This is a genomic window from Amylolactobacillus amylophilus DSM 20533 = JCM 1125 (assembly GCF_001936335.1).
Classification (GTDB): domain Bacteria; phylum Bacillota; class Bacilli; order Lactobacillales; family Lactobacillaceae; genus Amylolactobacillus; species Amylolactobacillus amylophilus.
On the sequence record NZ_CP018888.1, the window covers coordinates 968,426 to 993,865 of the forward strand.

At 41.0% G+C, this 25,440-nt stretch carries 24 protein-coding genes and 2 pseudogenes; 25 read left to right on the plus strand and 1 reads right to left on the minus strand.

From position 1 onward, the window contains the following. Positions 1–145: 145 nt before the first annotated feature. From LA20533_RS05110 to LA20533_RS05220, 22 genes and pseudogenes are all read left to right on the plus strand, one after another. On the plus strand, positions 146–520 hold the full coding sequence (locus tag LA20533_RS05110) for a hypothetical protein (protein WP_056947233.1): 375 nt from the start codon (positions 146–148) through the stop codon (positions 518–520). Then, positions 517–2,058: an ABC-F family ATP-binding cassette domain-containing protein gene (locus LA20533_RS05115; protein ID WP_054745710.1), complete on the plus strand. Its 1,542-nt coding sequence runs from the start codon at positions 517–519 to the stop codon at positions 2,056–2,058. The genes LA20533_RS05110 and LA20533_RS05115 overlap by 4 nt, the downstream gene beginning before the upstream one ends. 327 nt (positions 2,059–2,385) lie before the next feature. After that, positions 2,386–3,153: a threonine/serine exporter family protein gene (locus LA20533_RS05120; protein ID WP_056947230.1), complete on the plus strand. Its 768-nt coding sequence runs from the start codon at positions 2,386–2,388 to the stop codon at positions 3,151–3,153. 1 nt (position 3,154) lies between these two features. Next, entirely contained in the window at positions 3,155–3,622 is a 468-nt protein-coding gene (locus tag LA20533_RS05125; RefSeq protein ID WP_056947227.1) for a threonine/serine exporter family protein, read from the plus strand. 736 nt (positions 3,623–4,358) lie between these two features. Further along, a complete protein-coding gene (gene deoC / locus LA20533_RS05135; protein WP_056947224.1) occupies positions 4,359–5,012 on the plus strand; it encodes a deoxyribose-phosphate aldolase in 654 nt (217 codons plus the stop codon). A 10-nt stretch (positions 5,013–5,022) separates the two neighbouring features. Then, on the plus strand, positions 5,023–6,216 hold the full coding sequence (locus LA20533_RS05140; RefSeq protein WP_056947221.1) for a phosphopentomutase: 1,194 nt from the start codon (positions 5,023–5,025) through the stop codon (positions 6,214–6,216). A 22-nt stretch (positions 6,217–6,238) separates the two neighbouring features. Continuing rightward, a complete protein-coding gene (gene deoD / locus LA20533_RS05145) occupies positions 6,239–6,949 on the plus strand; it encodes a purine-nucleoside phosphorylase (protein ID WP_054745706.1) in 711 nt (236 codons plus the stop codon). A 244-nt stretch (positions 6,950–7,193) separates the two neighbouring features. Beyond that, a pseudogene (locus LA20533_RS05150) lies at positions 7,194–7,712 on the plus strand (FAD-binding oxidoreductase); the annotation flags it as partial. Positions 7,713–7,985: 273 nt separating this feature from the next. Continuing rightward, positions 7,986–9,362: an ATP-binding protein gene (locus LA20533_RS05155; RefSeq protein ID WP_056947217.1), complete on the plus strand. Its 1,377-nt coding sequence runs from the start codon at positions 7,986–7,988 to the stop codon at positions 9,360–9,362. A 130-nt stretch (positions 9,363–9,492) separates the two neighbouring features. Beyond that, the gene (locus tag LA20533_RS05160; protein WP_056947214.1) at positions 9,493–10,131 is read left to right on the plus strand and encodes a hypothetical protein; all 639 of its coding nucleotides are present in this window, start codon (positions 9,493–9,495) and stop codon (positions 10,129–10,131) included. Beyond that, entirely contained in the window at positions 10,131–10,976 is an 846-nt protein-coding gene (locus LA20533_RS05165; protein ID WP_054745696.1) for a sulfite exporter TauE/SafE family protein, read from the plus strand. The genes LA20533_RS05160 and LA20533_RS05165 overlap by 1 nt, the downstream gene beginning before the upstream one ends. Beyond that, positions 10,977–11,354, plus strand: a complete 378-nt coding sequence (locus tag LA20533_RS05170; RefSeq protein WP_054745694.1) for a DUF1634 domain-containing protein — start codon at positions 10,977–10,979, stop codon at positions 11,352–11,354. Between the two features lie 256 nt (positions 11,355–11,610). Continuing rightward, on the plus strand, positions 11,611–11,739 hold the full coding sequence (locus LA20533_RS09015; RefSeq protein ID WP_371857358.1) for a KxYKxGKxW signal peptide domain-containing protein: 129 nt from the start codon (positions 11,611–11,613) through the stop codon (positions 11,737–11,739). 162 nt (positions 11,740–11,901) lie between these two features. Further along, positions 11,902–12,702, plus strand: coding sequence for a hypothetical protein (locus tag LA20533_RS05180; protein ID WP_056947211.1), 801 nt, complete (start codon positions 11,902–11,904; stop codon positions 12,700–12,702). A 471-nt stretch (positions 12,703–13,173) separates the two neighbouring features. Continuing rightward, positions 13,174–13,992 (plus strand): PTS mannose/fructose/sorbose/N-acetylgalactosamine transporter subunit IIC, encoded by an 819-nt coding sequence (locus LA20533_RS05185; RefSeq protein ID WP_056947208.1) that lies wholly within the window; start codon positions 13,174–13,176, stop codon positions 13,990–13,992. Next, positions 13,985–14,833, plus strand: coding sequence for a PTS system mannose/fructose/sorbose family transporter subunit IID (locus tag LA20533_RS05190; protein WP_054745690.1), 849 nt, complete (start codon positions 13,985–13,987; stop codon positions 14,831–14,833). Before LA20533_RS05185 ends, LA20533_RS05190 begins: the two co-directional genes overlap by 8 nt. A gap of 25 nt (positions 14,834–14,858) precedes the next feature. Next, positions 14,859–15,335, plus strand: a complete 477-nt coding sequence (locus tag LA20533_RS05195; RefSeq protein WP_054745688.1) for a PTS sugar transporter subunit IIB — start codon at positions 14,859–14,861, stop codon at positions 15,333–15,335. A 9-nt stretch (positions 15,336–15,344) separates the two neighbouring features. Beyond that, positions 15,345–16,220: a MurR/RpiR family transcriptional regulator gene (locus LA20533_RS05200; RefSeq protein WP_075362842.1), complete on the plus strand. Its 876-nt coding sequence runs from the start codon at positions 15,345–15,347 to the stop codon at positions 16,218–16,220. Then, positions 16,210–17,115, plus strand: coding sequence for an N-acetylmuramic acid 6-phosphate etherase (gene murQ, locus LA20533_RS05205; RefSeq protein WP_056947205.1), 906 nt, complete (start codon positions 16,210–16,212; stop codon positions 17,113–17,115). The genes LA20533_RS05200 and murQ overlap by 11 nt, the downstream gene beginning before the upstream one ends. Continuing rightward, positions 17,100–18,125 (plus strand): serine hydrolase domain-containing protein, encoded by a 1,026-nt coding sequence (locus LA20533_RS05210; protein ID WP_056947202.1) that lies wholly within the window; start codon positions 17,100–17,102, stop codon positions 18,123–18,125. The genes murQ and LA20533_RS05210 overlap by 16 nt, the downstream gene beginning before the upstream one ends. Continuing rightward, a complete protein-coding gene (locus LA20533_RS05215) occupies positions 18,112–19,185 on the plus strand; it encodes a dipeptide epimerase (RefSeq protein ID WP_056947199.1) in 1,074 nt (357 codons plus the stop codon). Before LA20533_RS05210 ends, LA20533_RS05215 begins: the two co-directional genes overlap by 14 nt. Then, positions 19,186–19,941: a serine hydrolase gene (locus LA20533_RS05220; protein ID WP_056947196.1), complete on the plus strand. Its 756-nt coding sequence runs from the start codon at positions 19,186–19,188 to the stop codon at positions 19,939–19,941. A 225-nt stretch (positions 19,942–20,166) separates the two neighbouring features. Here the strand turns inward: LA20533_RS05220 and LA20533_RS05225 are convergent, their stop codons facing one another. Beyond that, positions 20,167–21,486: an IS1380 family transposase gene (locus tag LA20533_RS05225; RefSeq protein WP_056947192.1), complete on the minus strand. Its 1,320-nt coding sequence runs from the start codon at positions 21,484–21,486 to the stop codon at positions 20,167–20,169. 452 nt (positions 21,487–21,938) lie between these two features. On the opposite strand from LA20533_RS05225, the gene LA20533_RS05230 reads away from it, so the two are divergent. From LA20533_RS05230 to LA20533_RS08805, 3 genes and pseudogenes are all read left to right on the plus strand, one after another. Next, entirely contained in the window at positions 21,939–22,847 is a 909-nt protein-coding gene (locus tag LA20533_RS05230) for a family 1 glycosylhydrolase (protein WP_201779027.1), read from the plus strand. A gap of 432 nt (positions 22,848–23,279) precedes the next feature. Further along, complete coding sequence (locus tag LA20533_RS05235; RefSeq protein WP_056947189.1) at positions 23,280–24,404, plus strand: hypothetical protein; 1,125 nt, start codon at positions 23,280–23,282, stop codon at positions 24,402–24,404. Positions 24,405–24,905: 501 nt separating this feature from the next. After that, a pseudogene (locus LA20533_RS08805) lies at positions 24,906–25,054 on the plus strand (N-6 DNA methylase); the annotation flags it as partial. Positions 25,055–25,440 lie beyond the last annotated feature (386 nt).

Below are 25,440 nucleotides of genomic sequence, written 5' to 3' on the forward strand. Positions count from 1 at the left end.
CAAAAATCATTATAGTGGAGAGTATATTGCAGACAAATAATCAGTTAGTTACAAAACGCATGTGGTACGTCACGATTGTTACATTGCTGTAATATCGGAAATATCAAATTAATAGAGAACACATGTTTTAAAATGGGGGATAATCATGAGAAGAGAACGGCTGTATCCAATTGTGCTGGGAATGATCAGCGCTATCATTTCATTTATAGCAGTGGTTGCTATAATTACCAGAAACTTTCAGTTGAACATCAAATGGGTGATTTTACTCGGAATTATCGTCGCTGCCGTTTTTTACAGTCTGTCATATTTCAGAGTGAAGGCTTCGATAGCAATCAAACGAATTGCGCAAGAGCATCATCTGACGGCGGAAGCTTTGGCAGAAATTACGGGGTTGCCAGAAACCGACTTTCCTATCTATAATAGTAAGTTACAATTAATCGCCCCCAAACGGCATTGGCCGCATATTTTAAATGCGCTGCACGAGTACGAACGCACGCATAAGCAGGAGAACAAACTATGAGTTTACTAACTGTTGAGCATCTGTCTCACAGCTTTATTGACAAAGAATTATATAAGGATACTGGTTTCTTCTTTAATAAGGAAGACCACATGGGTGTTACCGGCCAGAATGGCGTCGGTAAGAGTACACTAATCAATATCCTGATTGGCAAAATCGATGCAGATGAGGGTAAGATTTCCTGGCAAAAGAACGTGGATGTCGGTTACTTGGACCAATATGCTAAATTAACGCCCGGTGTTTCCATCAAGGAATACCTCCGAACAGCCTTTGATGACCTCTTTCAAAAGGAGCAGGAAATGGGTCGCCTCTATGCGGATTACGCTGAGACTTTCGATGACAAAGACATGGAGCGTGCCGGTAAGATTCAAACTCTGCTCGAGGAATCTGGATTTTACGACCTGGATACGAAGATTGAGCAGGTGGCAACGGGACTAGGGCTTGATGCCATCGGTTATGATCATGACGTGAGTCAGCTTTCCGGTGGTCAACGTTCGAAGATTATTCTGGCGAAGCTGTTGCTGCAGAATCCGCAGGTTTTGGTGCTCGACGAGCCGACCAACTACTTGGATGTGAACCACATCGAATGGTTAACCAACTACCTGAATAATTTCGAAGGCGCGTTCATCGTTGTCAGCCATGACTACGACTTTCTGGAACGGATTACGAACTCCATTATTGATGTGGAATTCGGTAAAATTACGAAGTACAAGGGTAACCTAAAGCAAGCCTTGAAACAAAAGGAAGCTAACCGTGAGACATATTTGAAGGCCTTCGAGAACCAACAGGCCAAGATTGAGAAAACCGAGGCTTACATCAGAAAGTTCAAGGCGGGAACGCGGTCGAAGAGTGCTCAGAGTCGGGTTAAACAGTTGAACCGTATGGAGCGACTGGACCCGCCGAAGATTAACAAGGCGGCAACATTTAGCTTCCCATACACTGAGACTGTTAGTCGAATTTTACTTCAAACACAGGACTTGGTGATTGGTTACGACAAGGCACTGGTAGAGGAAGCATTCAACTTCTCGGTCGGTAACGGCGAGAAAGTGGCGATCACTGGATTCAATGGAATAGGTAAATCCACGCTGTTGAAGACGTTGTTGGGTGAATTGAAGCCCATTTATGGCGGCTATGATATCAATAGAACGACGAGAATTGCCTACTTCAAGCAAGATTTAAAGTGGGATAATGGCAACATGACCCCGTTCCAGTTCATGCAACAGAACTTCGAGGATGAGAAGCAAAAGGAGCTGCGCACTGTTTTGGCGCGGACCGGATTAACCAGTCAACAGGCAATGTCGCCGCTCAAGACACTTTCTGGTGGGGAACAGATGAAGGTGAAGCTGGCGAAGTTGATGCTCGAACCAAGTAATCTCTTATTCTTGGATGAGCCGACGAATCATTTGGATGTGGCAACGAAGGATGCACTACGCCGTGCGATTATCGATTATGAGGGTGGCGTGATTGTGGTTTCCCATGAGAAGGATTTCTTTGAGGGAGATTGGGTTGACAAGATTATTGATATTGAAGAGATGAAATAATAACAAGTAGCGACAAAAGTTGCGATCCAAAGCGGGTAAACCACTAGCATCTAGCGTGGTTTGGCAAGGAGGAATGGAATGATTCCGTAGGCAAATAAGCTAGGGTGAGTGGCTTGCTTTGGGAGCACAGTTAAAAAAGTAGCGACAAAAGGCGGTCAGCTTCTGAGTACTTACGAAGACACAGAAGCATGAAATGCTGAATGTGACAAGTAAGACGGAAGAAGTTGCCTTTGGGAGCACAGTTAAAAAAGTAGCGACAAAAGGCGGTCAGCTTCTGAATACTTGAGAAGTTGACCTATAACAACATAGATAATAGGAACTATTACGATGGAAGATAGATATGTTGATGCGGTGTTAGACGCCTGTCTAACCGCAGGGAAAATCATGATTGAAAGTGGCTCCGAAATGTACCGGGTTGAGGATACCATGCGCCGGATTGGTAGTAATGCTGGCCTGAGCCTGACGGACCTCCGTGTTTTTACCACGCCGACAGGCTTGTTCATGGGTGTCGACAAGATGGATAACGTGCAAATTGAACAGGTCGAGGATCGCTCAATTAACATGGAGAAAGTAAGTCGCGTGAATGATTTATCGCGGCGTTTTGCTGAACACAAGATCACTTTGGCAGAGTTACGGCTGAAACTTGAGGATGTCGACTGTAATACGCCCCAGTTCCCGCTCTGGCTCCAGACTATCGGTACCGGCTTCGTTAGTTCGACGCTGATGGTGCTCTTCATGAATGACTATGATTGGCTTGACCTGCCATTTGCGGCACTCATTGGTATGATCGGCTTCCTCACGTATCATTTCGTGAAAAAATACGCGCACATTCGCTTTTTGGCCGAAATGCTGGCATCTTTGGTGTTGGCGTTTTTGGCAATTAGCCTACAGCAGATTAATTCGAGCTTCGACGCAAATGCCATTATTATTGGCGGAGTAATGATCCTTGTTCCGGGCCTCGCGCTAACTAATTCGTTGCGGGACCTGTTTGCTGGGCACTTGATTTCTGGCATTGGCCGTGGTGTTGAGGCAGTCTTAACTGCCGTAGCTATCGGCGGCGGTGTGGCGCTCGTCATCCGCTTCATGGGGGTGTAGGATGCCATACTGGTTAGAGATAGTAATTAATTTAAGTTTTAGTTTCCTCGCCACTTTGGGTTTCGCAATCACCATCAACTTGCCGCGACCCGCATTGATTGCGTCGGGTTGTTCCGGTGCGCTTGGCTGGATGACCTATTGGTTCCTGATGCAACTGGGTGCTGGGCGTGTCATTAGCAACCTGTTCGGTGCAATGTTAATCGGGATTATTGGAATTTTCTTTGCCCGCTGGAAGAAGATGCCCATCATTCTCTTCAACATTCCGGGTATCGTGCCACTGGTGCCCGGAGTACCGGCATACATGGCAGTCAGAGCGATGGCTTTGGGCCAACTTGATGAGGCACTAAGTTTTTTACTGCGCGTGGCGATAATCTGTGGCGCGATTGCGATTGGCTTTATGTTGGCGCAACTTGTAAGCGAGATTATTAGTAGTATGACGAGGAGATTACGCAAACAACGAGAATTGTAAATTAATTTGAAGCAAACAAAATGACCACAATTGAATTAGATCCATTCGTGGCAACTAGAGTCATTGCTTTTAGTATAGTACTACTGATGTTGTTCCTTTTTAGTAAAACTACGGCGATTAACCCAAGGTACGCAATTTGTTGTATCAAAGAAGATATTATTAACAAACAAATGTAGAGACCGATGAGACCCCATGTTCTCTGCTTTTTAGCTTTATTCATTACTTTTTTCCTCAACTTTATTAATAAAAAACTAAACCAACCTATACTTAGGAGCTAGCCTATAATACAACACAAGTAAAGGTGTGATGGTTGTGAACAAAAGCCTTGCTAGATAACGGAAATTAGTCTAATATACTAAGATGCGACGGGTCGAGAAGGCCACACATTTTGTGGCACTTGATTTAAGGGACACCTGAGTTTAATCTCAAGCGCGGGAAGTGCTGGCGTTAGGTGAGTCGGTTGTGGAGCCAAAAGCCTACAGAAAATTTATTTTCTGCCCGTGGTAGAAGCCAATCATTCAGTTGATTGGCTTCTTTTTTTACGTCCAATTTAGTAGTATGAGTGATAAAAATGCGGTAAAGAAGTAAACTGACATTTTTTTGATACAACAGATGAAAGCACTTATGTTGAACGCAAAATCTAAGTGCTTTTTTTGCGTAACTCTTTTGTCAATTGGAAGCGAAGTCTGCTAAACTGAAAGTAGTATTTCATTCCTAATTTCAAAGGAGAAGAGCAGTGGATAAACCCTTAGCAAAGTACATTGATCACACGATTTTAAAGCCAGAAGCAACAAAAGATGAGGTCATGCAAGTAATCAACGAGGCCAAACAATACGGCTTCGCATCAGTTTGCGTCAACCCATACTGGGTTGAATTGGCAGCCACAGAATTGAAGGAAACAGACGTCAACGTCTGCACTGTGGTTGGCTTCCCACTTGGTGCCACCTCCACTTTCGCCAAAGTGAGTGAAACGTCCGAGGCGCTAAAAGATGGTGCAGTTGAGATTGACATGGTGCAAAATATTGGTACCCTGTTATCAGGGGATGAACAAACGGTGCGCGAAGATATCAAAGCGGTGGCGCTAGCAACCCACGCTGGCAATGCCATCTTAAAGGTGATCCTCGAGAATGCATTCCTCACGGACGAACAAATCAAGCGGGCCTGCGAGCTAGCCGTGGAGGCTGGTGCTGACTTCGTTAAGACTTCCACCGGTTTCGCCAAAAGTGGGGCTAAAGCTGCTGACGTGCGGTTGATGCGTGAGACTGTGGGCGACAAGCTCGGGGTTAAGGCGGCAGGCGGTATCCATACGAAAGCGGAAGCTCTCGCAATGATTGAGGCAGGTGCCAGCCGGATTGGTGCCAGTGCAAGTATTGCGATTGTGACGGAATAGAGGTGAGATTATGGCAAAGTTTAAACGTATTTTCGGAATTGTCATTGACTCTGTCGGTATCGGTGCTGCACCAGATGCTGCTAAATACGACGATATGGGGGCCGATACGCTCGGGCACATCGGCCAGCAGTATGATGGCGACTTTAGCCTCCCGAACTTGGCAAAGCTTGGTTTATCAAACATTCGAGAAGAAGCGCCGATTGAGCGTGTACCGGTGGCTAAGCCAGCCCGAGGCTATTTCGGTAAAATGTCTGAGATTTCTGCCGGTAAGGACAGCATGGATGGCCACTGGGAGATGATGGGTTTACCCGTGCTCGAGCCACTCGGTTTCTTCCCGAACGGGTTCGACGAGAACCTAATCAAGAAATTAGAGGACTTCAGTGGGCGGCATATTGTTGCTAACAAGCCGTATTCTGGTACCGAGGTCATCAAGGATTATGGTGAGCACCAGTTGCGAACCGGCGATTTAATTGTCTACACAAGTGGTGACTCAGTCCTGCAGATTGCAGCCAATACCGCTGTGATTCCGCTGGCGGAATTGTACAAGATTTGCGATTATGCGCGCTCCATTACGACGGAGCAGCCTTACCGTATTGGTCGGATTATCGCGCGGCCGTTTGTGGGCACCAACAAGGATAACTTCAAACGTACAAGCGACAGACACGACTATGCCCTCATGCCCACTGCAAAGACAGATTTGGTCCGGTTACAAGCGGCCGGCTTCGACGTGCTTGGCATTGGCAAAATCAACGATATTTTCAGCGGTCAGGGCATCACCGAAGGATGGCATACCACGAGTAACATGGATGGCATGGATCACGTGCTCGAGTTAACCAAGCGCGACTTTACCGGCTTCTGTTTCACCAACCTGGTCGATTTCGATGCGATGTATGGTCACAGAAGAAACGTCAATGGTTACGGGGATGCGCTCATGGCCTTTGATCAACGGTTGGGCGAGGTGCTCGAACAGTTGCGCGATGACGACCTCCTATTCGTCACGGCGGATCACGGTAACGACCCTGGATTTAAGGGGACCGACCATACTCGAGAATTTGTGCCGCTGCTCTTCTTTAGCAAGAGCTTGCCGGGTAATCAATCCTTGGGCGTGAGAAATACTTTTGCTGATTTGGGTCAGACAGTTCTGGCCAATTTCGAAATTGACGGTGGCGAATACGGCACTAGTTTCTTAGATAAGTTAAATTAAAGATGATTGCTGGAGGTAGATGATGAGTACACATATTGAAGCAAAACCAGGCGAGATTGCCGAGACGGTCCTGATGCCGGGCGACCCATTACGGGCAAAGTTCATTGCAGAAACATATTTTGAAAATCCGGTCCGTTATAACACCGTGCGCAACGCGTTCGGCTACACCGGGACATATCATGGGCAGCGCGTATCTGTCCAAGCGAGCGGGATGGGTATTCCCTCAATCAGTATTTATGCCACAGAATTGATGCGCGATTATGGCGTGCAGAACTTGATTCGTGTCGGCACTGCTGGTGCCGTTAGCCAGGATGTGCATGTGCGAGATATCGTGATTGGCCAGGCGGCAAGCACCGACTCGGGGATTATTCAATCGACGTTTGGTGCGGGCATCTATTATGCGCCAATTGCTGACTATAACTTGCTTAGCGCCGCTGTTTCGACCGCGCAGGAGAAGCAGCTGAAATTCCACGTGGGAAACGTCTTTGCTGAAGACCGCTTTTATAATGACGAGATTGATAATGAGAAGCTTGCCGATTACGGCATCATGGCTGTTGAGATGGAGATGGCTGCTCTCTACATGCTGGCGGCCAAGTACAAGCGGCACGCACTTGGAATCCTCACGATTAGCGACCATATTTTGACGGGTGAGGCGACGACGGCACAGGAGCGCCAGACCGGCTTCGGCCAAATGATTGAACTGGCGCTTGATAGTGTGCTGCAAACTTTATAGGATTTGACGTAAGCTGTGGAAACACGGCTTTTTTTATTGCGAAAAGACGAGCACAAAAGGTCGCATGTTGGTGAAAACTCCCATATATTAGAATTGTAATCGCTTACCAAAACGTTATTTAATAATCAAGCAAATAGCTTGATTGGGCACAGTCCCAGATCGAGGGGCGAATTCTGGCTTATGTGGCAGTCGGTGACGAAGAAGACATTCTCGGCGTACTCAAGACAGCACGCAAATACCATCTGCCGGTGGGCAGGAGAGCTTGGCAATTGCGGAGGATGTACTCGCGCGAAACGGGGCATTCGGCGTGGCAACAACGACGGATTCGGTGCAGGCTGCCGCTTTACTAAAGATCCGCCAGGATATGTTACCGGCGGTGTTCGCTAAGGGTAACCACATCATGGAAGACATGGCGGTGCCGCTGTCGCAACTCGCTGTGATGGTGGATTACATCGACCAAGTGGCAGCGGATTTAGACTCGGATATATATACGGCAGGGCATGCCGGTGATGGTAACGTTCATCCAAGCATGATTTGGCAAGATACTGTTGAGCCACCTGAAAAGGTGATTGAGGCGAGTCGGCTGATGTTCAAGAAGACGCTGGAATTGGGTGGTACGATCTCCGCTGAGCATGCTGTTGGGATGATTAAGAATCAGTGGAACAACGAGGAATTGGGCTTTGATGTTGACCAGTTGCAACACCAGATAAAGAATCTGCTCGATCCGCTAGGTATCTTGAATCCAAAACGCAAAATTAACTAGGGTCATAGTTGAGTTAAGTGAGGTCGGATGAGGTTTTTCAGCTGTGTTACATAAAGCGGCCTTAATTGACTGAATTAATGGCAACAAGACGGTCTTCAAGGGTATTGATGCAAGTTATTACTGCGAGGACGACCCGAAATTCAGAACGAGTAAGATATAAGGTCCAACGACAGCAGCCGTTGGATTTTTTTGTGTACTTGAATTTGTTTGTTTTACTACTTTAGATTATAATAATGTAAAGTAGTAAAACTCGCATTCGAAAGGAGGAAAAATATGTTTTTAGGGCGTGAAAAGGAACTAGCTGCCCTTGAGCAGATGTATGCCAGAAGAGAATTCCAAATGGCTGTTGTCTATGGCAGACGTAGAATTGGTAAAACAGCGCTGCTCAATGAATTTATTAAGGGCAAGAATGCACTTTATTTACCGGCAGAAGAGGTAAATGACTTACTAAATTTACAAAAGTTCTCCCGCTTAGTGGGAGAAAAACTAGGAATTGCCAACTTTCCCACAGTTTCAAATTGGAATGATTTGTTCAGTATCATTAAAGAACAACTCGGGATGCAACATGTGGTGATTATAATAGATGAGTATCCCTATGCTGCCAATGCAAATAAGTCCTTAAACTCTATTTTGCAGCATGTGATTGATTATGAATTCAAAGATACTAATATCTTCCTGATTCTCTGTGGTTCATCCATGAGTTTTATGGAGAATCAGGTGTTGGGTGAAAAAAGCCCCCTTTTTGGCCGACGAACTGGTCAATTGAAAATTGGGCCGTTGGACTATTATGATGCTGCACTGTTCTATCCTGATGTTTCTGCTGTTGATAAGATAAAGTACTACGCTTGTGTTGGAGGTACCCCATACTATCTATCGTTAATTGATCCGAATTTGAGTTTTGACGATAATATTAAGGCACTCTACTTTGGGATTAATGGGTATCTGTTCAATGAAGGTACTCTATTGATGAAGCAGGAGTTTAGGGAGCCTGCCAATTACAATGCTGTACTGCAAGCTATCGCCAGTGGGGCGAATACGTTGAACAAAATCGTTGGTTTTACGCAACTTGAAAGCAATATAATTTCGCGTTATCTTCTTGTACTGCAGGAGTTAAATTTTATTGATCGTGTAATTCCGTTCGGCGCTAATCCTTTAAAAGGCAAGACTAGTCAGTATCAGATTACTGAAAACTTTATTGCGTTTTGGTATCGTTATGTGTTTTCCTTCCGCTCGGAGATAGAGCGTGGTAGCGGGCAGATATTCTTTGAATTAGCGCGTGAAAATCTATCTGATTTTATTGGCCCAATTTTTGAAGAAGTTACCCGTCAGTACCTGAGACGCTTAAACAACAGGAAGAAATTACCTTTTGTCGCTAAGTCATTTGGTAAATGGTGGGGTAAGGATCGACAAGGCAATGTCCAAGAAGTGGACGTGGTCTTAGAATCTATTACAGGTAACGAATTGTTGATCGGTGAATGTAAATGGCGTAATTCGTTGAAGATTGGTCAGATAATTACTTTATTGGAGCGGCGGGCCAAATATTTTCACAATTACACAACTTATCAGTACCTCTTCACTAAATACCCGATTAATGTCGATCCAGAAATCAATCTAAAAAATATCTCAATCGCCGACTTTTTCAAGGATTAGGTTTAACAGGGAATTTGTTCTAACTTTTTTATTTGCAAGCTCACTAATAATCCGTTATTGTTTGAAGAGGTAAAACAAACGAAAACTGTAAAATTTCAGTTAATTAGTAAATAAATCGAGGATGTTAAACTTGAAAATAAGTGCACTTCAAATCATGGATAATATTGAAAATGGCCAATTTGAAACAATGGCTGAGACAAGGGAAGACAAGCAGTTAGAGCAAGCCGACTATGACGCACAAGCTGGCAAAATGGTGGATTTCATTGTTGATGCACTAAACAGTGGTCGCCTCGCCCAGGCCCAATTCGCGGTGACCGGTGCCGAGCCGATCACGTTCAGTCTGGAGACGAATATCATCAATCTTCCTTTTGCTAACTGGAAGAAGATCAACAACTTTTTCACCGACGAGGAGACACCAGAGGTAAACGTCTATTTCGAGATGGCTGCAGACGCGATTAACGTGTCTAAGTTTCGCATTGACGAGCTAAGCTCAGGTGATGAGTTCGTCGAGCAGGCGGCACAGATTAAGACCGATTTGGCCAAGCTGATGCCAGAAAAGGTGGCTTTCGTGAAAGAAAACGCCAAGGTGTTGGCACAACAGGCCAAGGAGTACGAAGAAGCACGTAAGGTTCTTGAAGCCAACAAGAAAGCTGAGGCCAAGGCGAAAAAGAAGAAGACCACCAAGAAGGCGACAACCAGGAAGAAGACGACCAAGAAAGCCGCTACTAAGAAAACCGCTGCGAAGAAAACAGTGAAAGAGACGAAATAATGGTAACACAAGTAATTCTGATGATTATTGCAGGCCTCCTTGCGGGCACACTTGGCTCGATTCTCGGCATCGGTGGCGGGATGATTATTACCCCGTTCTTGACCATGGTGTTGGGTATCGATATTAAATACGCGATTGGCGCAAGCATCATTGCGGTGATTGCAACCAGTTCTGGTGCCAGTGTTGCCTACCTGAAGGATGACATGCTTAATTTGCGGGTCGCGATGTTTCTGGAGCTTGCGACCACTGTCGGCGCAATTATTGGGGCACTGATGACGGGTGTATTGCCAACGGGTATCCTCTATGTGCTATTTGGCGCGCTACTGTTGTTCTCAAGCTACAACATGATTAAGAAGCTGCTGGGTCGTCAGAAGGATCAGGTGCAACTAAACAATGATGCATTATCGGTGAAACTCAATCTTGGTGGTTCGTATTATGATCAGGTTGAGCAGAAGCAGGTTGATTATGGTGTCAAAAACGTGCCTGGTGGCTTTGCGATGATGGGGGCCGCTGGTTTCGCAAGTGGTCTGCTCGGCATCGGGAGCGGGGCATTCAAGGTCATTGCCATGGATTCAATCATGAAGATGCCTTTGAAGCCTTCTAGTGCCACCAGTAACTTGATGATGGGCGTCACCGCAGCCGCTAGTGCCACGGTGTATTTCTTCAATGGCTCGATTAATCCGGCAATTGCTGTACCAATCGCAGTTGGCGTCCTGGTGGGTGCGACAATCGGTGCGCGGATTATGGTGCATTTGAAGCCTAAGATGATTAGGATGATCTTCATTCCGATTCTGGTCTTCATGGGTGCACAGATGGCTCTGAAGGGTTTGGGGGTGCATTTCTAAATGAACGATGAACAAAATAAGAAAGAGATGCTCGAGATTGAGCTATCGATTGGGAAGGCGCTCCGCGTTGGGGTGGTACTGGCCACAACGGTGATGGTTATCGGCGTCATCTTGCTGTTGATTAATGGTGGTGCTACAGGGTACGCTGCCAATCACGTACCGATTCGTCCCAGTGAAATTTTCGCGGGGATTGGCACACTTAAGCCGTTTGCGGTCATGATGCTCGGATTATTTCTTCTGATTATGACCCCTGTGTTGCGTGTCATTGTCTCGATTTATGCGTTCGTGGTCGAACACGATTATCTTTACGTTGTAATCACCACGATTGTGCTAGTTATTCTGATTATTTCGATGTTGATTGGTTACTTTACAGCTTAATAGATACAAAAAAACACTAATCATTTAGATTAGTGTCGAAAAATTCCTACGAAATCACTCTACGTCAGCGGCATACCACTCGCTGGCGTCTTTTCGTCTATCTGTAGTGTAACATGGCTATCAGGAAATTAATAGTAATACAGCGACTTTAAGAAAAAGTATCTATATTTGTAAGTTTTAAGTGTAAAAATAACGCTATTTCTTAAATGGTGCTACCATGATCAATAAAGGGGTTTGCAAAACTAAGGAGTGAATTGTGACGTTGATAAATAAAAAATCCTCGTTACAGCTAGTTTTACAGAATGAGAAGGTTCATTTTAAATTGCATAAGTCTGGTAAGACTTGGCTAACTATTGGCATAGCAATTTTTTGCCTCGGATTATGATTTGGCGGCAGTAGTGTTAGTGCAGCAACCACGGCTGGTGGGTCGGTAGATAGCGCAAATCAAGTAGATGTTCCAAGTGCTGCCGGGGAAACGGCTGGCGAAGCCCAGAGTGACGAATCGATTACGCAAAAAGATGATGACTCATCAACGGATGTGCATGTTGTGGATCAACCGACCGCTAACGCCGCTACATTAGATCAATCGGTGGTTGATTTAGAGGCGCAAGCTAATGCGGTTGCTGCAACGCACGGTGGTTGGTCGGGAAATACGCATTACGGTAGCCAGATGTATGCATTTAAAGATGGCTATACTGGTTTTCCTGCTTATAAAAATCCAGTTCTGCCAGGGAACTATGCGAGTGCTGCCTATTCACCCATTCAATTAATGGATGCTGATTTAAGCAATGTTCCGGTTGATCAAGAGATTACCTATGTTCAATTGGGCAATCTCTACAGTCTCAATGCGGCGGGCCAGCCGCAGGAGAATGCCTTCCAGAATAATATGCAGTCTGCTGATTTAATTCTCCCGATTAAGGTGGTTCAACATGGGGATCCGACTACAGGATATCAGCCGCTTCTCTTTGATTTTGTCGATCAACCGGCGGATATTGTGTTAGAGGGTGTACGCGGTGCTACCGTCTATGACACAACTGGCACCGTAGTAAAGCCTGATGCAAATGGGGTAACTACGGTTAAACCCGGCTATATCATTCTGCCTAATGATAAAGGTAAAGATGTTGGTGTAGTTTATACTAAAAAAATACAAGACACCCCGGTATTCCAAGAGTCGGTGCTGCACAATGATGGTCTACCTGATAAGAAAACCCAAGTTAATGTCATCAGAACCATCGTTTACCAAGGTGCGGGAGTTAAGACACCAAGTAAGACTGTGCAGACAGTGATTTTCAAAGCCGTGACAAATACTTTGACTGGAGAAACTAACTGGACACCACGAGGTCAGTGATGATAGAAATCTAGCAACCAGCAATGACGCGGTTCTGGCTGGTCAACAGGTCCTCCCACAAACAAGTGAGCACCGACGGTACAACTGGTTCGGTTAGGCTGTGTAGCGCTTCTGGCTGGTCTGGGTCTGACTACGTTCGTGAGAAAAACCAAAAAGATTTAGTGCTTTGACACAGCACGGCAAAATTTAATAAGCTAAATTGGCGATAGTTATTAATCTGGCAAATATGAAAAAGCTTCACTTGTTATACATTCAAGTGAAGCCCTTTTTGTGTCAACAATGCCGACGGTGTGAAATCAATGTGTGGTCGGAACTATCGTAGATGAGGGCTAATTAGTCAGCTAGAATGAATGTTTTACCCCAAAAATAGAAACAATATTTCAAATAAAGCGTTTTCTATAATAATATTGAAATATTATTTCATTGAATGTATACTTCAGGTGTAAGTTAGTTTATCAAGGAGGAAGTAAAATGGATATTTCTTGGTTTGCAATCATTTTTCTTAGTTTATATGTAGCACTAGGACAAATTGATGCGTTATCACTAAAGTTTGGCTTGTTTTCGCCAGTTTTTGCGGGAGCAGTTACTGGATTTTTGCTGGGAGATTTAAAAACCGGGTTGTTAATTGGAGGAACGTTACAACTAACAACACTTGGAGTTGCAACCTATGGTGGTGCCACTGTTCCAGATTTTCTATCGGGATCAGTAATGGGGACTGCATATGCAATTATGGCATCTAAAGGGGTTGGTTACGGAATTGGATTGGCTATTCCAATCGGTTTGTTACTGACGCAAATGGATATTCTCGCTCGTATGTCGAATACATTCTTTCAGCGTATGGCGATGAGGCATGTTGCGACAGGTAATTATAAAGGTGTGGAAAGGGCGAATCTTCTGGGTATGGTTCCCTGGTCCCTTTCGAGATTTATTCCAGTATTTATTGGTTTGGTATTTGGATCCGCAGTTGTAAAAGCGATTAATGCTTGGATTCCAGTTTGGTTTATGAATGGTTTGAAAGCTGCTGGGATGATTCTTCCAGCCATGGGTATCGCTATTTTGATGAGATATTTACCATTAAAGCGTTATTATCCATATTTCATCTTCGGATTTGCTATTATGGCATACTTTAGTAAGTCAATTACTTTACTAGGTGTCTCACTATTTGCCTTTGCATTAGCTGCTGTACATGTTTTAAACGCAAATAAAAATCAAAATAATGAAAATATAAATTCTGCTGCAGATTCCGCTTCGGGACGAGTTGATGACGAGGAGGTTGAGATTGATGACTGAGAAAAACAATAATGTTGAATTTAATCACATCACTAAAAAGGATAAAAAGAGTATCTTTATAAGATCATACTTGGGCTTACAACTTGGTTGGAACTATGAAAGAATGCAGGGACTTGGTTATGCATACTCAGTTATGCCGGCCCTGAAAAGATTGTATAAAGATGATCCAGATAAAATGAAACAGGCTTTGACTCTCGAAACTGGGTTCTTTAATACGACGCCACAAATGGCACATTTAATAATCGGTGCAGATGTAGCACTCCAAGATCAGCTCGGTATGAATGATCAAAGTGAGAAAGCAATCGCTGGTTTAAAAACTGGTTTGATGGGTCCATTTGCAGGTGTGGGTGATACTATATTTGTAGCAATCTATAATGCAATTATATTCTCGATTACAGCATATATGGCAATGTCCAATCAACCATTGGGATTACTAATACCAATTATAGGGTGTGCTGTTATCGCATATGTAAGATGGAGATTATTTGGCTTCGGGCTTGAACAAGGTCAAAAATTGGCTTCTGCATTTGGAAATAGAATGGCAATCTTTACAGAAGGTGCTTCTATACTGGGGTTAACCGTTGTTGGTGCAATGATTCCCGCAGTTATCAATTATTCTGTCGATATTACATATAAAGTTGGTAAAGTTACTATGTCTGTTCAGGAAATGCTAGATAAAATTTTACCAGCATTAATTCCTCTCTCCATTGCACTCTTCTCCTATTGGATTTTGGGTCGCAAGAGAATGAATTCCACGAGACTAATATTTGTACTGATATTACTTGGGATGTTATTAGGAAATTTACAGGCAATTGCGACCTGGATTGGCAGTATTGCATAATAAGTTTTTGAAAGAGGGTATTTAAATGGCTATAGTAGCAGCACGTGTAGATGAGCGTATGATTCATGGACAGGTTGCGATGGTGTGGACGAACACGGTAAATGCTGATCGTATTCTGGTTGTTAATGATGAAGTAGTTAAAGATGAAATGCAGATTCAGGGATTGAAACTTGCTAGGCCTGCCGGAATTAAGTTAGGTATTGCATCAATTGCTCGCTCTGTAGAGAATCTTAAATCAGATAAGTATGCAAACGAAAATGTTTTTGTAATTACTCGAAATATTCCGGATATGGCAGCTCTAATTGACGGCGGTGTTAATATTCCTGTCTTTAATGTTGGTAATATTTCGGCAAAAGATGGATCAAGACAAATTAAGAAATCCGTTAGTGTTACGCCAAAAGATGAAGAGATTATCCATAGATTAACTAGCCAAGGAATTAAGATAACAGCTCAAATGATTCCAAATGAACCCAATGCATCAATTGAATCTTTTTTAGGATAGGGTGATTTGGTGGATTTATATTCTAGAGTTATTAAAGAGTATCCCAACTTAAAAGGTGTAAACAGACGTATTGCTGAGTATATTATTGATAATCCGCTCGAATTTACAAGAAAAACCGCAAAGGAAATCAGTGTAATAACTAAAACATCAGCTGCTTCAATTGTAAGATTTGTTCGCTATTTCAACTTTAATGGACTTCAGGATTTTAAGATTAGTCTAGTTCAAGATTTTAACAGCATAAACAATCAGTCTGAAGTTCTGGATACAATAATTGAAAGAACGGATAGTTATGCTGAAATCAGTCATAAACTTTCCGGTTTTATCATTGATAATGCAAAAGAAACTCATAATTTAGTTGATGTAAGAATACTGGCGAAAATTGTAAATGTAATAAAGAATGCAGAAACAATATACCTTGAAGGATTAAGCGCTTCGGGATTAGCTGCCAATGATTTGTATTACAAACTAATTCGTTCTAACCGTAAGGCTATCTTTGATAAAGACAGTCATACTGCAATTGAACGTTCGTATTTTATGACTAAAAAAGATGTTGTAATAATATTTTCGTACAGTGGATTAACTGAAGAGATGATTATTATTGCTAAACAAGCACAATTAAATCATACGCCTGTAATTTTGATTACTAGAAAATCACCCTCACCATTGATGAAATTAGCAGATTATGTTTTTCCTATCCCCGCCAATGAATCTTTATTGAGAATTGGTGCTGTATCATCTCTATTTTCTGAAATATATGCATCAAGCTTGATATTTTTGAGCTTGGTTAATAGTGAAATACCTCAGTTGGAAAAAAACTATCATGATACTTCAAAATTAACTAAGAAATTAAAACATCAGAATCGAGGAATAAATGATGGACATTAAGGACTTAATAACTGAGCAAAGAAACCCAAACTCGATGCATATCGATACGATGGAAACAATCGAATTGGTTAGATTAATTAATCGCGAAGATAGCAAAGTATCAAGTGCAATTGAGAGGAAGGTTCAATCAATATCAAGTGCTATTGACCAGGCTAGTAGTCGTTATAACAAAGGAGGTAGGCTAATCTATTGTGGTGCAGGAACATCAGGAAGGTTAGGAGTCCTTGATGCAGCAGAACTAGTTCCAACATATGGTATTAAGCCAGAAAGAGCTGTGGGACTTATTGCGGGTGGTCTCAAAGCCATGTTTAAATCTGTGGAAGGGGCTGAAGATTCAAACGATTTAGCTGAAAGTGATTTAAAAAATATTGAGCTGACTGATCAAGATACTGTAATCTCTATAGCGGCTAGCGGTAGAACACCTTATGCAATTGGTGCAATAAATTATGCAAATAGTGTTGGTGCTCTTAGTGTAGCTGTCACCTGTGCAGAAAATAGTACTATGGGTAAACTTGCAAAAATAGCAATTGAAGTTGAAGTTGGACCAGAAGTGATTACAGGTTCAACCAGAATGAAGGCTGGTACTGCACAAAAAATGGTGTTAAATATTATTTCAACTGGCGTAATGGTCAAATCTGGTAAGGTATTTCAAAACTTAATGATTGATGTTCAACCAAGTAACAATAAACTAGTGGACAGAGCCACTAGAATTATTTCGGCAGCAACTGGTAAAAGTATTGAAGAAGCTTCAGAACTATTAAAAAGAGCAAATAATCATGTGAATGTCGCTATCGTAATGGGTAAAACTGATTTAGATTTGGAATCTGCAAAAGATTTACTTAAACAGAATGATGGAATAGTTGGTAAGGTGATTTTAAATTGGAAAAAGAATTAACCAAAAAATCAGAAAAAATAACCAAACTAATAGAAAGCACCGTAGATGATGACATCATTTATGGTGCTTCATTTAGTTTGGTTGGTGACAATATAAATGAGCAACATTACATTGGTTATCAAGGTGTTAATCAAGAAAAAACTGAGTTAAAACCAGGCATGTTGTACGATATAGCATCTCTGACTAAGGTTGTAGGTACAACTACAAGAATTTTACAATTAATTGATGAACACAAAATACATTTGACAGATAAAATAGGGATGTATATCTCTGATTTTAGACATCCTGAGATAACTATTTATCAGCTCCTAACTCACACTTCAGGTTTACCTGCCGATTTTGATAATGTACATTCTTTGACTAAGGAGCAGTTAATTACAAAAATAATTAATGTTGATTTTTTGCCAGACAAAGACAATGTATACTCGGATTTTAACTACATATTACTTGGTTGGTTAATCGATAAGTTAGACGGCAATTTAGCTGAAAGTTTAGAAAGAAATATTTTTTTACCCCTGGGGATGCAAAATACTGGATATAATCCAAGAATAAATAGTTATGAGGATGTTGTCCCAACTGAAGTTCAACAAGACCGGGGAGGGCTGATTCGTGGAGAAGTGCACGATTACAAAGCTTATTTATTAGAGGGGATTAGTGGTCATGCCGGCTTGTTCTCTACGCTCCAAGACTTGACGACTTTTGCAAATAATATTGTTAATACCTCAGGTGAATCTGAGAATATTATTTCACGTGACATGATTAATGAAATAAAGCAGACAAATATAGGAGGAAGAACTATTGGTTGGCAACGTTGGGGAGATAAGTATGAATATTATTGGCATACTGGGTTTACCGGTACCTCAATTGCATTAAATATGGAAAATCGTACGGCATTTGTGTGCCTAACGAACAGGGTGTATCCTTCTAGGAAAAATAATGGTTGGACATCCAAGCGCAAAGAGGCGCTAGAATATTTCTTTGGGGAAGAAAACGAAAATGATACAAAATAAAATTGAGAGCATATCGTATGAAAGGGTGGAAATACCTTTGGAGGTCCCCTTTGTAACAGCTAGACATCGTGTTGATTCAATAAATGCAATTGAAGTTAAAGTACGTTTAAGTAGTGGTCTTGTTGGGGTTGGTTCAGCTACACCTAATGAGGTCGTCACAGGTGATAGTATGGAAAGTATCATCCATACTATAAGTACCAAGATAAATCCTTCAATAGTGGGAAGTACAATTGATAACTGGGAAAATTTGTTGAGGTCAGTACGTACAAGTGTCTTTGGGCAGACGCCAGCAAAGGCCGCTGTCGAGATGGCGCTATATGATTTGAGGTCTCAATTATTTAACACCTCGTTAACTACTATGTTGGGCGGAGCGAAGACATTTATTACAACTGATTTTACCGTTGGACTTTCAGCGCCTGTTAAAATGATAAAGCGAATAGAAGCCAAGGTTGCAGAAGGATTTCATTCAATAAAAATAAAATTAGGTGAGTCAGATTACAATGAAGATCTTGAGTTGTTGCGGATGTTAAGTTCAAAAGCTTGGAATGGAATTTCATTTAGAATTGATGCTAACCAAGCGTGGACAGTACAACAGACAAAAGAGTTGATAGATTTTCTGAAACAGAGCAGTTTGGAAATATCTTTCATTGAGCAACCTTTGAGGGCAGATGATCTGCAGGGGATGCGGAATTTGGTGGCGTATTCGGATATTCCGATCATGGCAGATGAAAGTGTCCATTCAGTAAATGATGCATTGAAGGTTTTGACTAGTGGAGCTGCTGATTTAATCAATATAAAATTGATGAAGACGGGGGGAATATCTGAAGCCGAAAGGATCAATCAGTTGTGTGAGTTATTCAATGTCCCAGTTATGGTGGGATGTATGATTGAATCTGAGGTTGGTATATCTGCTGCGGTCTCATTTGCGTGTGCACATGATAATGTAAAGTATACTGATTTAGATTCAATATTCATGATTCGTTATAGTTATTCCGGAAATAGAATCATACGAATTAAAGAGGATAAGATATATCCCTTTATAAGAAGGGGCGGTGATTAATTGAATACTTTCAATGATATAGAGGAGCAAATTTTATTTATTACAAATCAATTTTCTGGTCATGTCAGTGTTGATATAGAAAGTGATTCTGAACTTAGCATTGAAGTTAACACCAAAAAAATGATGCGTTCAGCAAGCTTGATTAAATTACCGATAGCAGCATATATTGATTCTGTAATATCCGAAAACTCGGCGTTATTGGACGAGGAAATCTTCATTTCAAATGATAACATGGTTGGTGGAGCGGGTGTGATTAGATTTTTATCACCAAAATGTTGGAAGATATCTGACTTGCTTTTTTTGATGATTGAGCAATCTGATAACACCGCAACAAATTGTTTACTTAATTATTTTGGGTTGAGTAACATTCAGAAGTGGATATCAGATAACTATTCAGGAATATCTTTGAATAGAAAAATGATGCAATATAATGGTGTGAAAGATAATTTCACGAATGTGGCGGACATTTTAGGTATACTCAAACAATTTAAGAGCAGATCTACACCAGTTAACTCTATTGTGATGAGAGCTATGAGACATCAAGTGAATCGATCAAAGCTTGTGGCAGTTATTCAGCCTCATATTGAAACTTATAATAAGAGCGGTGAAAATGAAGGTGTTGAGAATGATGCTGCAATATTTGTTCAAAAAGACAAATGGGTTATTGTGGTTGTGCAAACTGAGTATTATGAACAATCAGAGTCAATAAAGTTAATTCGAACAATTGGAAACGAAGTTAGTAAATATTTTTTGTGAAAAATTTAAAATTTAGTGTAGCACCTGAATAATTCATAGATCTAAATTCAAGCTTTTTTTTTGAAGAAATTGCCCATTTTTGAATTAGGCAGATACTTCCTTCCAAAATAATGTGTTTTCGAACAGGATGCCTACGGAAGAAGGTCATAATAAAAAAATTTGTCTATTTAAGGGCAGACGAATCCCTTGAAAAAAATCGGTTTAAAAATTTGTGCGATAACTAGTCTAAATCCATTGTTTGGATCGCCGCAGGCGTTCAAAAACCTTATAAAATTCAGTTTGATACACATGATAGCTTGACAGTTTGAGATAGACCTGTCTCCCAGTTTGAACAAGTTTACCGGCTACTTTAAGCAATGTCAGCCGGATGGAATGGATCGTCATGCCCTGGTTCACTTTATCAAAACCAATGGTTTTTAAAAAATTGACGAGGTTGTATGCAAGGACACTGATCATCATTCTGACATGATTTTCTAAGAAACGCGGGCTATCTGTTTTATCGAAGTAAAAGCCACCTTTCGCTTCTTTGATGAAATTTTCCATTGTTCCACGCTTGCCGTAAAGAGAAAATATGACTTCAGGCGAGACGTTGTCGGATAGATTAGTCACAATAAACGCATGATGAAAAAGCAATTCTCCTCCTTCACGGACGGAACGTATACAGACACGACGGGGTTTCGACCAGGATTGTGCTTGATAAGGTAGTGAAAAATACTGCACTTCTCGCTCTTCCCATTCTTGATTGTCCCCGTAAAGAACAGAGTGTTCAGCTAACTGACTTAACCTCCGATTGCTCTTTAATCGGATAACGTACTGGCTTTCAGTTGCTTCACAAGACTCATACACCTCTGGTGTGGCGAAGCCGCTGTCCCCCCGAACCAATATCTCGGTATGAGGTAACGTGCTCTTGTATTGGTATAACAGCGGGGCGATAAAAGCTTTTACCCCTTTAGATGTGTACTGATTGCCTGAACGCAGTTCAGCTTTTAAGAAATCTCCGGTCAGTCCGTCAAAGGCAACTAATGGGTGATAGCCGTAGGTTTGATAATGGGCATTATAATCTGTTTGTTCTTGGCGTCCAAAGGTATCCGAATGTGTGGAATCGACATCAATGATTAACTCGGTATCATTGCGAATCAAACGCGCTTTATTAATCAGCGACTGATTTAATGCTTGGAGTTGATCGATGTTCTCCTCGGTGAAACGATCCAGAAACCGTGAGATTGACGATTGTGAGGCCAACTGCTTTTTACCGAGTACAGCTTGAAAGACTGGATCCTGTCTTAATAGATTAGCTGATGAGTCTGCCGAGTAACCAGCAATTAACTGCATAATAAGCTGTTCCAATATCGCTAAGTTATGATGGGTAAAATAAGCCCGATGATCTGTGATATGGAGCCATTGTTTAGCTAATTGTGAAAAGCCGAAGGTATTCATCAATTCTTTAACCAGGACTAACCCCGAATCACTTGATAGACGACCACCAGTATGTGAAATAGTGATATTTGAATTGAATTTAACTTGATTTTCGTGTAATCTAGTCATGAGAAGAACTCCTTTCTTATGGTTGGTTTCGTCACCTTTACCATAGCAGAATGGGGTTCTTTTTTCATCACTTAAGGGGTGAAAATAAAAAAGTAATTATCAGACTGCCGTTAGGCAGTTTCAGACGGTTTCAATTAAAAAGTATGAATTATTCAGGGTAGCAATATAGATTCATGATAAATCGAAACCGGGTCTATTCTTTTTAGTGTTGGTAGATATAAATCTACTAGCACTTTTCTTTTACAAAAAAATAGGACATCAAATGTCCTAAGTGCTATCCTATAAGCGTCAAAACCTTTAGAAAGCAGGAACATCTGATGACCCAACTAGATTGTATGTCAATCGCAAATATAAAATGATCAATAATGGCAAATTAGAAATGGGATATACTCCTAGTTAGTTGGACACGGAAACAATTAAAATTCCGGTCTCACGAACTAGGAGTATTTATTTTGGCTAAACATTATAGTGTTGAGGAAAAGATTGAGATATTGTCCTTCTTAGATAAAGGCTGGGGTATAACTGAGGTTGCCCAATACCATTCTTTATCTACAAGTACCGTCAAACGTTGGAGAAATCAGTATCAGCTTAAAGGTATTGGTGGGCTTAAACCAATTTATCCATATCCGGAAACCCCAGAGAATCAACATGCAGCTGATTTATACAATGCATTCTTGAACTATTTCTTGCTTGATGGGACATTCCTTGGTTACTATTCAGATGAAACAAGAAAGTTAATTAATGAGATTCTAGATGCCAATGATGCTCAGCTTAAGATAGAGCCTGGTGATATGGATGAACTAGCTCAAGCAGCCACCCAGAATGATTATTTCGGCTTAAACTACTACCAATCGCAATTCATTAAAGCTTATGATGGTGATAATGAGAGCTCATTCAATGGTACCGGTGAAAAGGGAACTAGTGCCTTTAAATTTAAGGGTGTTGGTGAGCTAGTTAAGAAGCCGGGAGTTGAGCAGACTGATTGGGACTGGAATATTTATCCCGAAGGTCTATATGATATTTTAAAGATTGTTTCTGAAAGATATCCGAACTCAAAAACTATCTATATTACTGAAAATGGGCTTGGATTTAAGGATCGTTATGAGGGTCCGGATCAAGTGATTGAAGACGATGAGCGAATTGATTATATTGATCAGCATCTGGATGCAATATTGAAGGCCCGTAAAGAGGGTGTCAATGTCCAAGGCTACTTTGTTTGGTCGCTTCAGGATCAATTCTCTTGGGCAAATGGATATAATAAACGTTATGGACTCTTCTATGTTGATTTCGAGACGCAGAAGAGGGAAATTAAGAAGAGTGCACAGTGGTTTAAGGAACTTTCAAACACCATTCCGCAATAATGTGTTTTTCGTGAATTTAAATTTAGTAACTTACTATTCCTCCAAGTAGTAAACTAACAAATTTGTATTAACTAAATAAAAGTAGGGTATCCATTTGGGATAGCCTACTTTTTGTCTGCGGTGAGTTAATTTTAGTGTGTTATGCATGACTTAATATTTACTCGTAATGATTGACATTGTGATAGCAATTGTGTGGATCTACGAGAAGATCAAAAAACACTAATCATTTAGATTAGTGTCAAAACAACTCCCACGAAATCACTCTACGTCAGCGAAAATCATCTGCTGGCGTTTTTATTTGCTGTTTTTCGCCTCGGTTAACTCAACAGATTTTTAGGGGTCTTTAAGGTACAAATTTTCAAAAAAGAATAGAATATATACCAAACGGTGTTATGACTAAAGGATTAGAATGATTATCGGGGGGTAGTAAAAGTGAGTTCAAGTCAAATTGAACAGGCAGCGGTTAATGCAGTATTATCAGAGATTGAGGCTACTGATTATTTGTTGTCCTATATATCATCAGGAGATAAAGAACCTAGTTGGGATGGCCATATTTACCTTTATAATAATCCGGATCATAAGAAAGAACACATTCTTGGGAGAGCACCCGTACAAGTTAAAGGCCGCTCAGTTGCTAACTTGACTAAGGGGAATAAGAAAAGTTTTCAGGTTGATAAAGCTGATTTAGAAAATTATAAGATGAGTTACGGTGTAATATATCTTCTTGTTGAAATTTATGGTTTGAAAAAGAAACAAATTTTTTATAGGAATTTGCTGCCCCTTGATCTAGATGAAATGCTATCAAAAAATGTTAAGGGAAAGTTATCTATTAAGTTTGACAAGCTGAGTGGAAATCTAGAAAATATAGTTTATCAATTCTTAAAGCATTCAAAGAAGCAAGCTTCATGGAATACTCTAGAGGAGTCAAAGTCAGAAAGCCTGACTATTTTTGGTAATTGGGATTCAGGTAAGACAATTTATGAAAATTGGAAGCAAATTCTTGAAGAGAAAAATTATGTTTATGGATCGGCTTCCGGAATTAAGGACTTACCAATTAAACGAGGTTATATTTTACCTGATTTTCTTGAAGATGGAGAAATTTCAAGTATTGGTACTGAGGCAGCCTTAGATGAACTAACAATTGTTTACCATCAATTGAATTCTAATGGTCAAGTTATAAGTGACTATAGGTCCTTCCTAACTAGAAGATTCGAATCAAGTATGGGGAAAGGAGAAAAATTCTTATTAGGTGTTGAGCAATTGTACTTAGTTGATGATTTGAAGGAAGTTCAGACTTACGATAAAAACGGGGACACATCTATAATAGTGATAGACGATGGAATGACGTTAAAAGTTACTAAAAACAAGTTGAATATAGCAATTGCACCAGGACCTGTTTCACCCGCGAGAATTTTTCTTAAGGAGTTGTCTGAGCTGCTCAGTAACTGTAAAATTATGAAAATCATAATCAAGATCCATCGAGTATTACCAGACAAGGAGCAAGGTAACCTTATGCTTGATTTTCTGACTCAAGAATTAGACTTAGCACTGAAATAAGTTGGACGGTGTCAAACGAGAGTAAAAATGTTCAATATGGAAGATACTGACGAATCCCGACAGAAGTTTTTGAATATGTAATCCAAATCGATGTATGAAGTAGAATCATTTCTAAATTGACGATATTGATAAATGTCTGAATATAAGAGTCTTTAAAATGATAAACATAGAATTTGTTTTTTGTATTTCCATTCTCTGACGTGTTGTTTATGAAACTGGAGATCATTTTTATTATGTGAAACAGCAGAAACTGATAATGTCAACTAATAAAAATATATTTAACCAAGACTAAATGTTGCAGAATAGTTTTGGCGGAATAGATAAACATTCGTAGCATAAGATATAATGCAGTGAAAAACAAATTTTATTTTCGATATATACCACACGTGATAAAATGAAAGCGATACGAATTGATTTACAATTTATAGAAATAAGATTATGAGGGCAATGTGTATAGAATTCCGAAAAAAGTAATAGATAAGGACTTAAACAAATGAAGCAAAAGACTTGTCTGGTCGTACTTACGAATACTTTATAGAATAATTTGCAGCCTATAAAGGAAAAGGTGGTGGGGGGAATTCTATACGCTAACATCTATCGAAAAACTGATTGTTGCGATACTGAAACCATTTAAAGGACGAGTATATGATAGAATGACAATCACTATGATACAAATACAAACTGCCGATAAACGGCTTAAACTGGGAGTTCTTGAGCGAGTGGCTTGAGGGCTATTTTTTGTTTTGAGTATGAAATCCATCAGACGTTGGCAGCAAGATACAAGCAAGGGGGTCGCTTTTCAAAAATAAGGGTGTCGGTATTTCTGGTGGAGGGGGTCGACCCCCTTAGAGCTAGAAAACCGAAACCCCTATTTTGGTTCTCAGACACAATTTGTGATAGTGCGACACCCCTTAAAACACTTGACTTTATAGGCTTTTAGAGTGATGTATGTGTCTAGCCAAAGATAAAGGAGGACACGAAAATGGACACCCCTACGAAATAAAAAGTCATTGATTTACGCAACGAAGGTGTCGGC

What these genes read in the sequence shown, in the direction of transcription:
- LA20533_RS05110 (WP_056947233.1), top strand. Translation starts at nt 146, where the DNA reads ATGAGAAGAGAACGGCTGTATCCAATTGTGCTGGGAATGATCAGCGCT.
- LA20533_RS05115 (WP_054745710.1), top strand. Translation starts at nt 517, where the DNA reads ATGAGTTTACTAACTGTTGAGCATCTGTCTCACAGCTTTATTGACAAA.
- LA20533_RS05120 (WP_056947230.1), top strand. Translation starts at nt 2,386, where the DNA reads ATGGAAGATAGATATGTTGATGCGGTGTTAGACGCCTGTCTAACCGCA.
- LA20533_RS05125 (WP_056947227.1), top strand. Translation starts at nt 3,155, where the DNA reads ATGCCATACTGGTTAGAGATAGTAATTAATTTAAGTTTTAGTTTCCTC.
- LA20533_RS05140 (WP_056947221.1), top strand. Translation starts at nt 5,023, where the DNA reads ATGGCAAAGTTTAAACGTATTTTCGGAATTGTCATTGACTCTGTCGGT.
- deoD (WP_054745706.1), top strand. Translation starts at nt 6,239, where the DNA reads ATGAGTACACATATTGAAGCAAAACCAGGCGAGATTGCCGAGACGGTC.
- LA20533_RS05155 (WP_056947217.1), top strand. Translation starts at nt 7,986, where the DNA reads ATGTTTTTAGGGCGTGAAAAGGAACTAGCTGCCCTTGAGCAGATGTAT.
- LA20533_RS05165 (WP_054745696.1), top strand. Translation starts at nt 10,131, where the DNA reads ATGGTAACACAAGTAATTCTGATGATTATTGCAGGCCTCCTTGCGGGC.
- LA20533_RS05170 (WP_054745694.1), top strand. Translation starts at nt 10,977, where the DNA reads ATGAACGATGAACAAAATAAGAAAGAGATGCTCGAGATTGAGCTATCG.
- LA20533_RS05185 (WP_056947208.1), top strand. Translation starts at nt 13,174, where the DNA reads ATGGATATTTCTTGGTTTGCAATCATTTTTCTTAGTTTATATGTAGCA.
- LA20533_RS05190 (WP_054745690.1), top strand. Translation starts at nt 13,985, where the DNA reads ATGACTGAGAAAAACAATAATGTTGAATTTAATCACATCACTAAAAAG.
- LA20533_RS05195 (WP_054745688.1), top strand. Translation starts at nt 14,859, where the DNA reads ATGGCTATAGTAGCAGCACGTGTAGATGAGCGTATGATTCATGGACAG.
- murQ (WP_056947205.1), top strand. Translation starts at nt 16,210, where the DNA reads ATGGACATTAAGGACTTAATAACTGAGCAAAGAAACCCAAACTCGATG.
- LA20533_RS05215 (WP_056947199.1), top strand. Translation starts at nt 18,112, where the DNA reads ATGATACAAAATAAAATTGAGAGCATATCGTATGAAAGGGTGGAAATA.
- LA20533_RS05225 (WP_056947192.1), bottom strand. Translation starts at nt 21,486, where the DNA reads ATGACTAGATTACACGAAAATCAAGTTAAATTCAATTCAAATATCACT.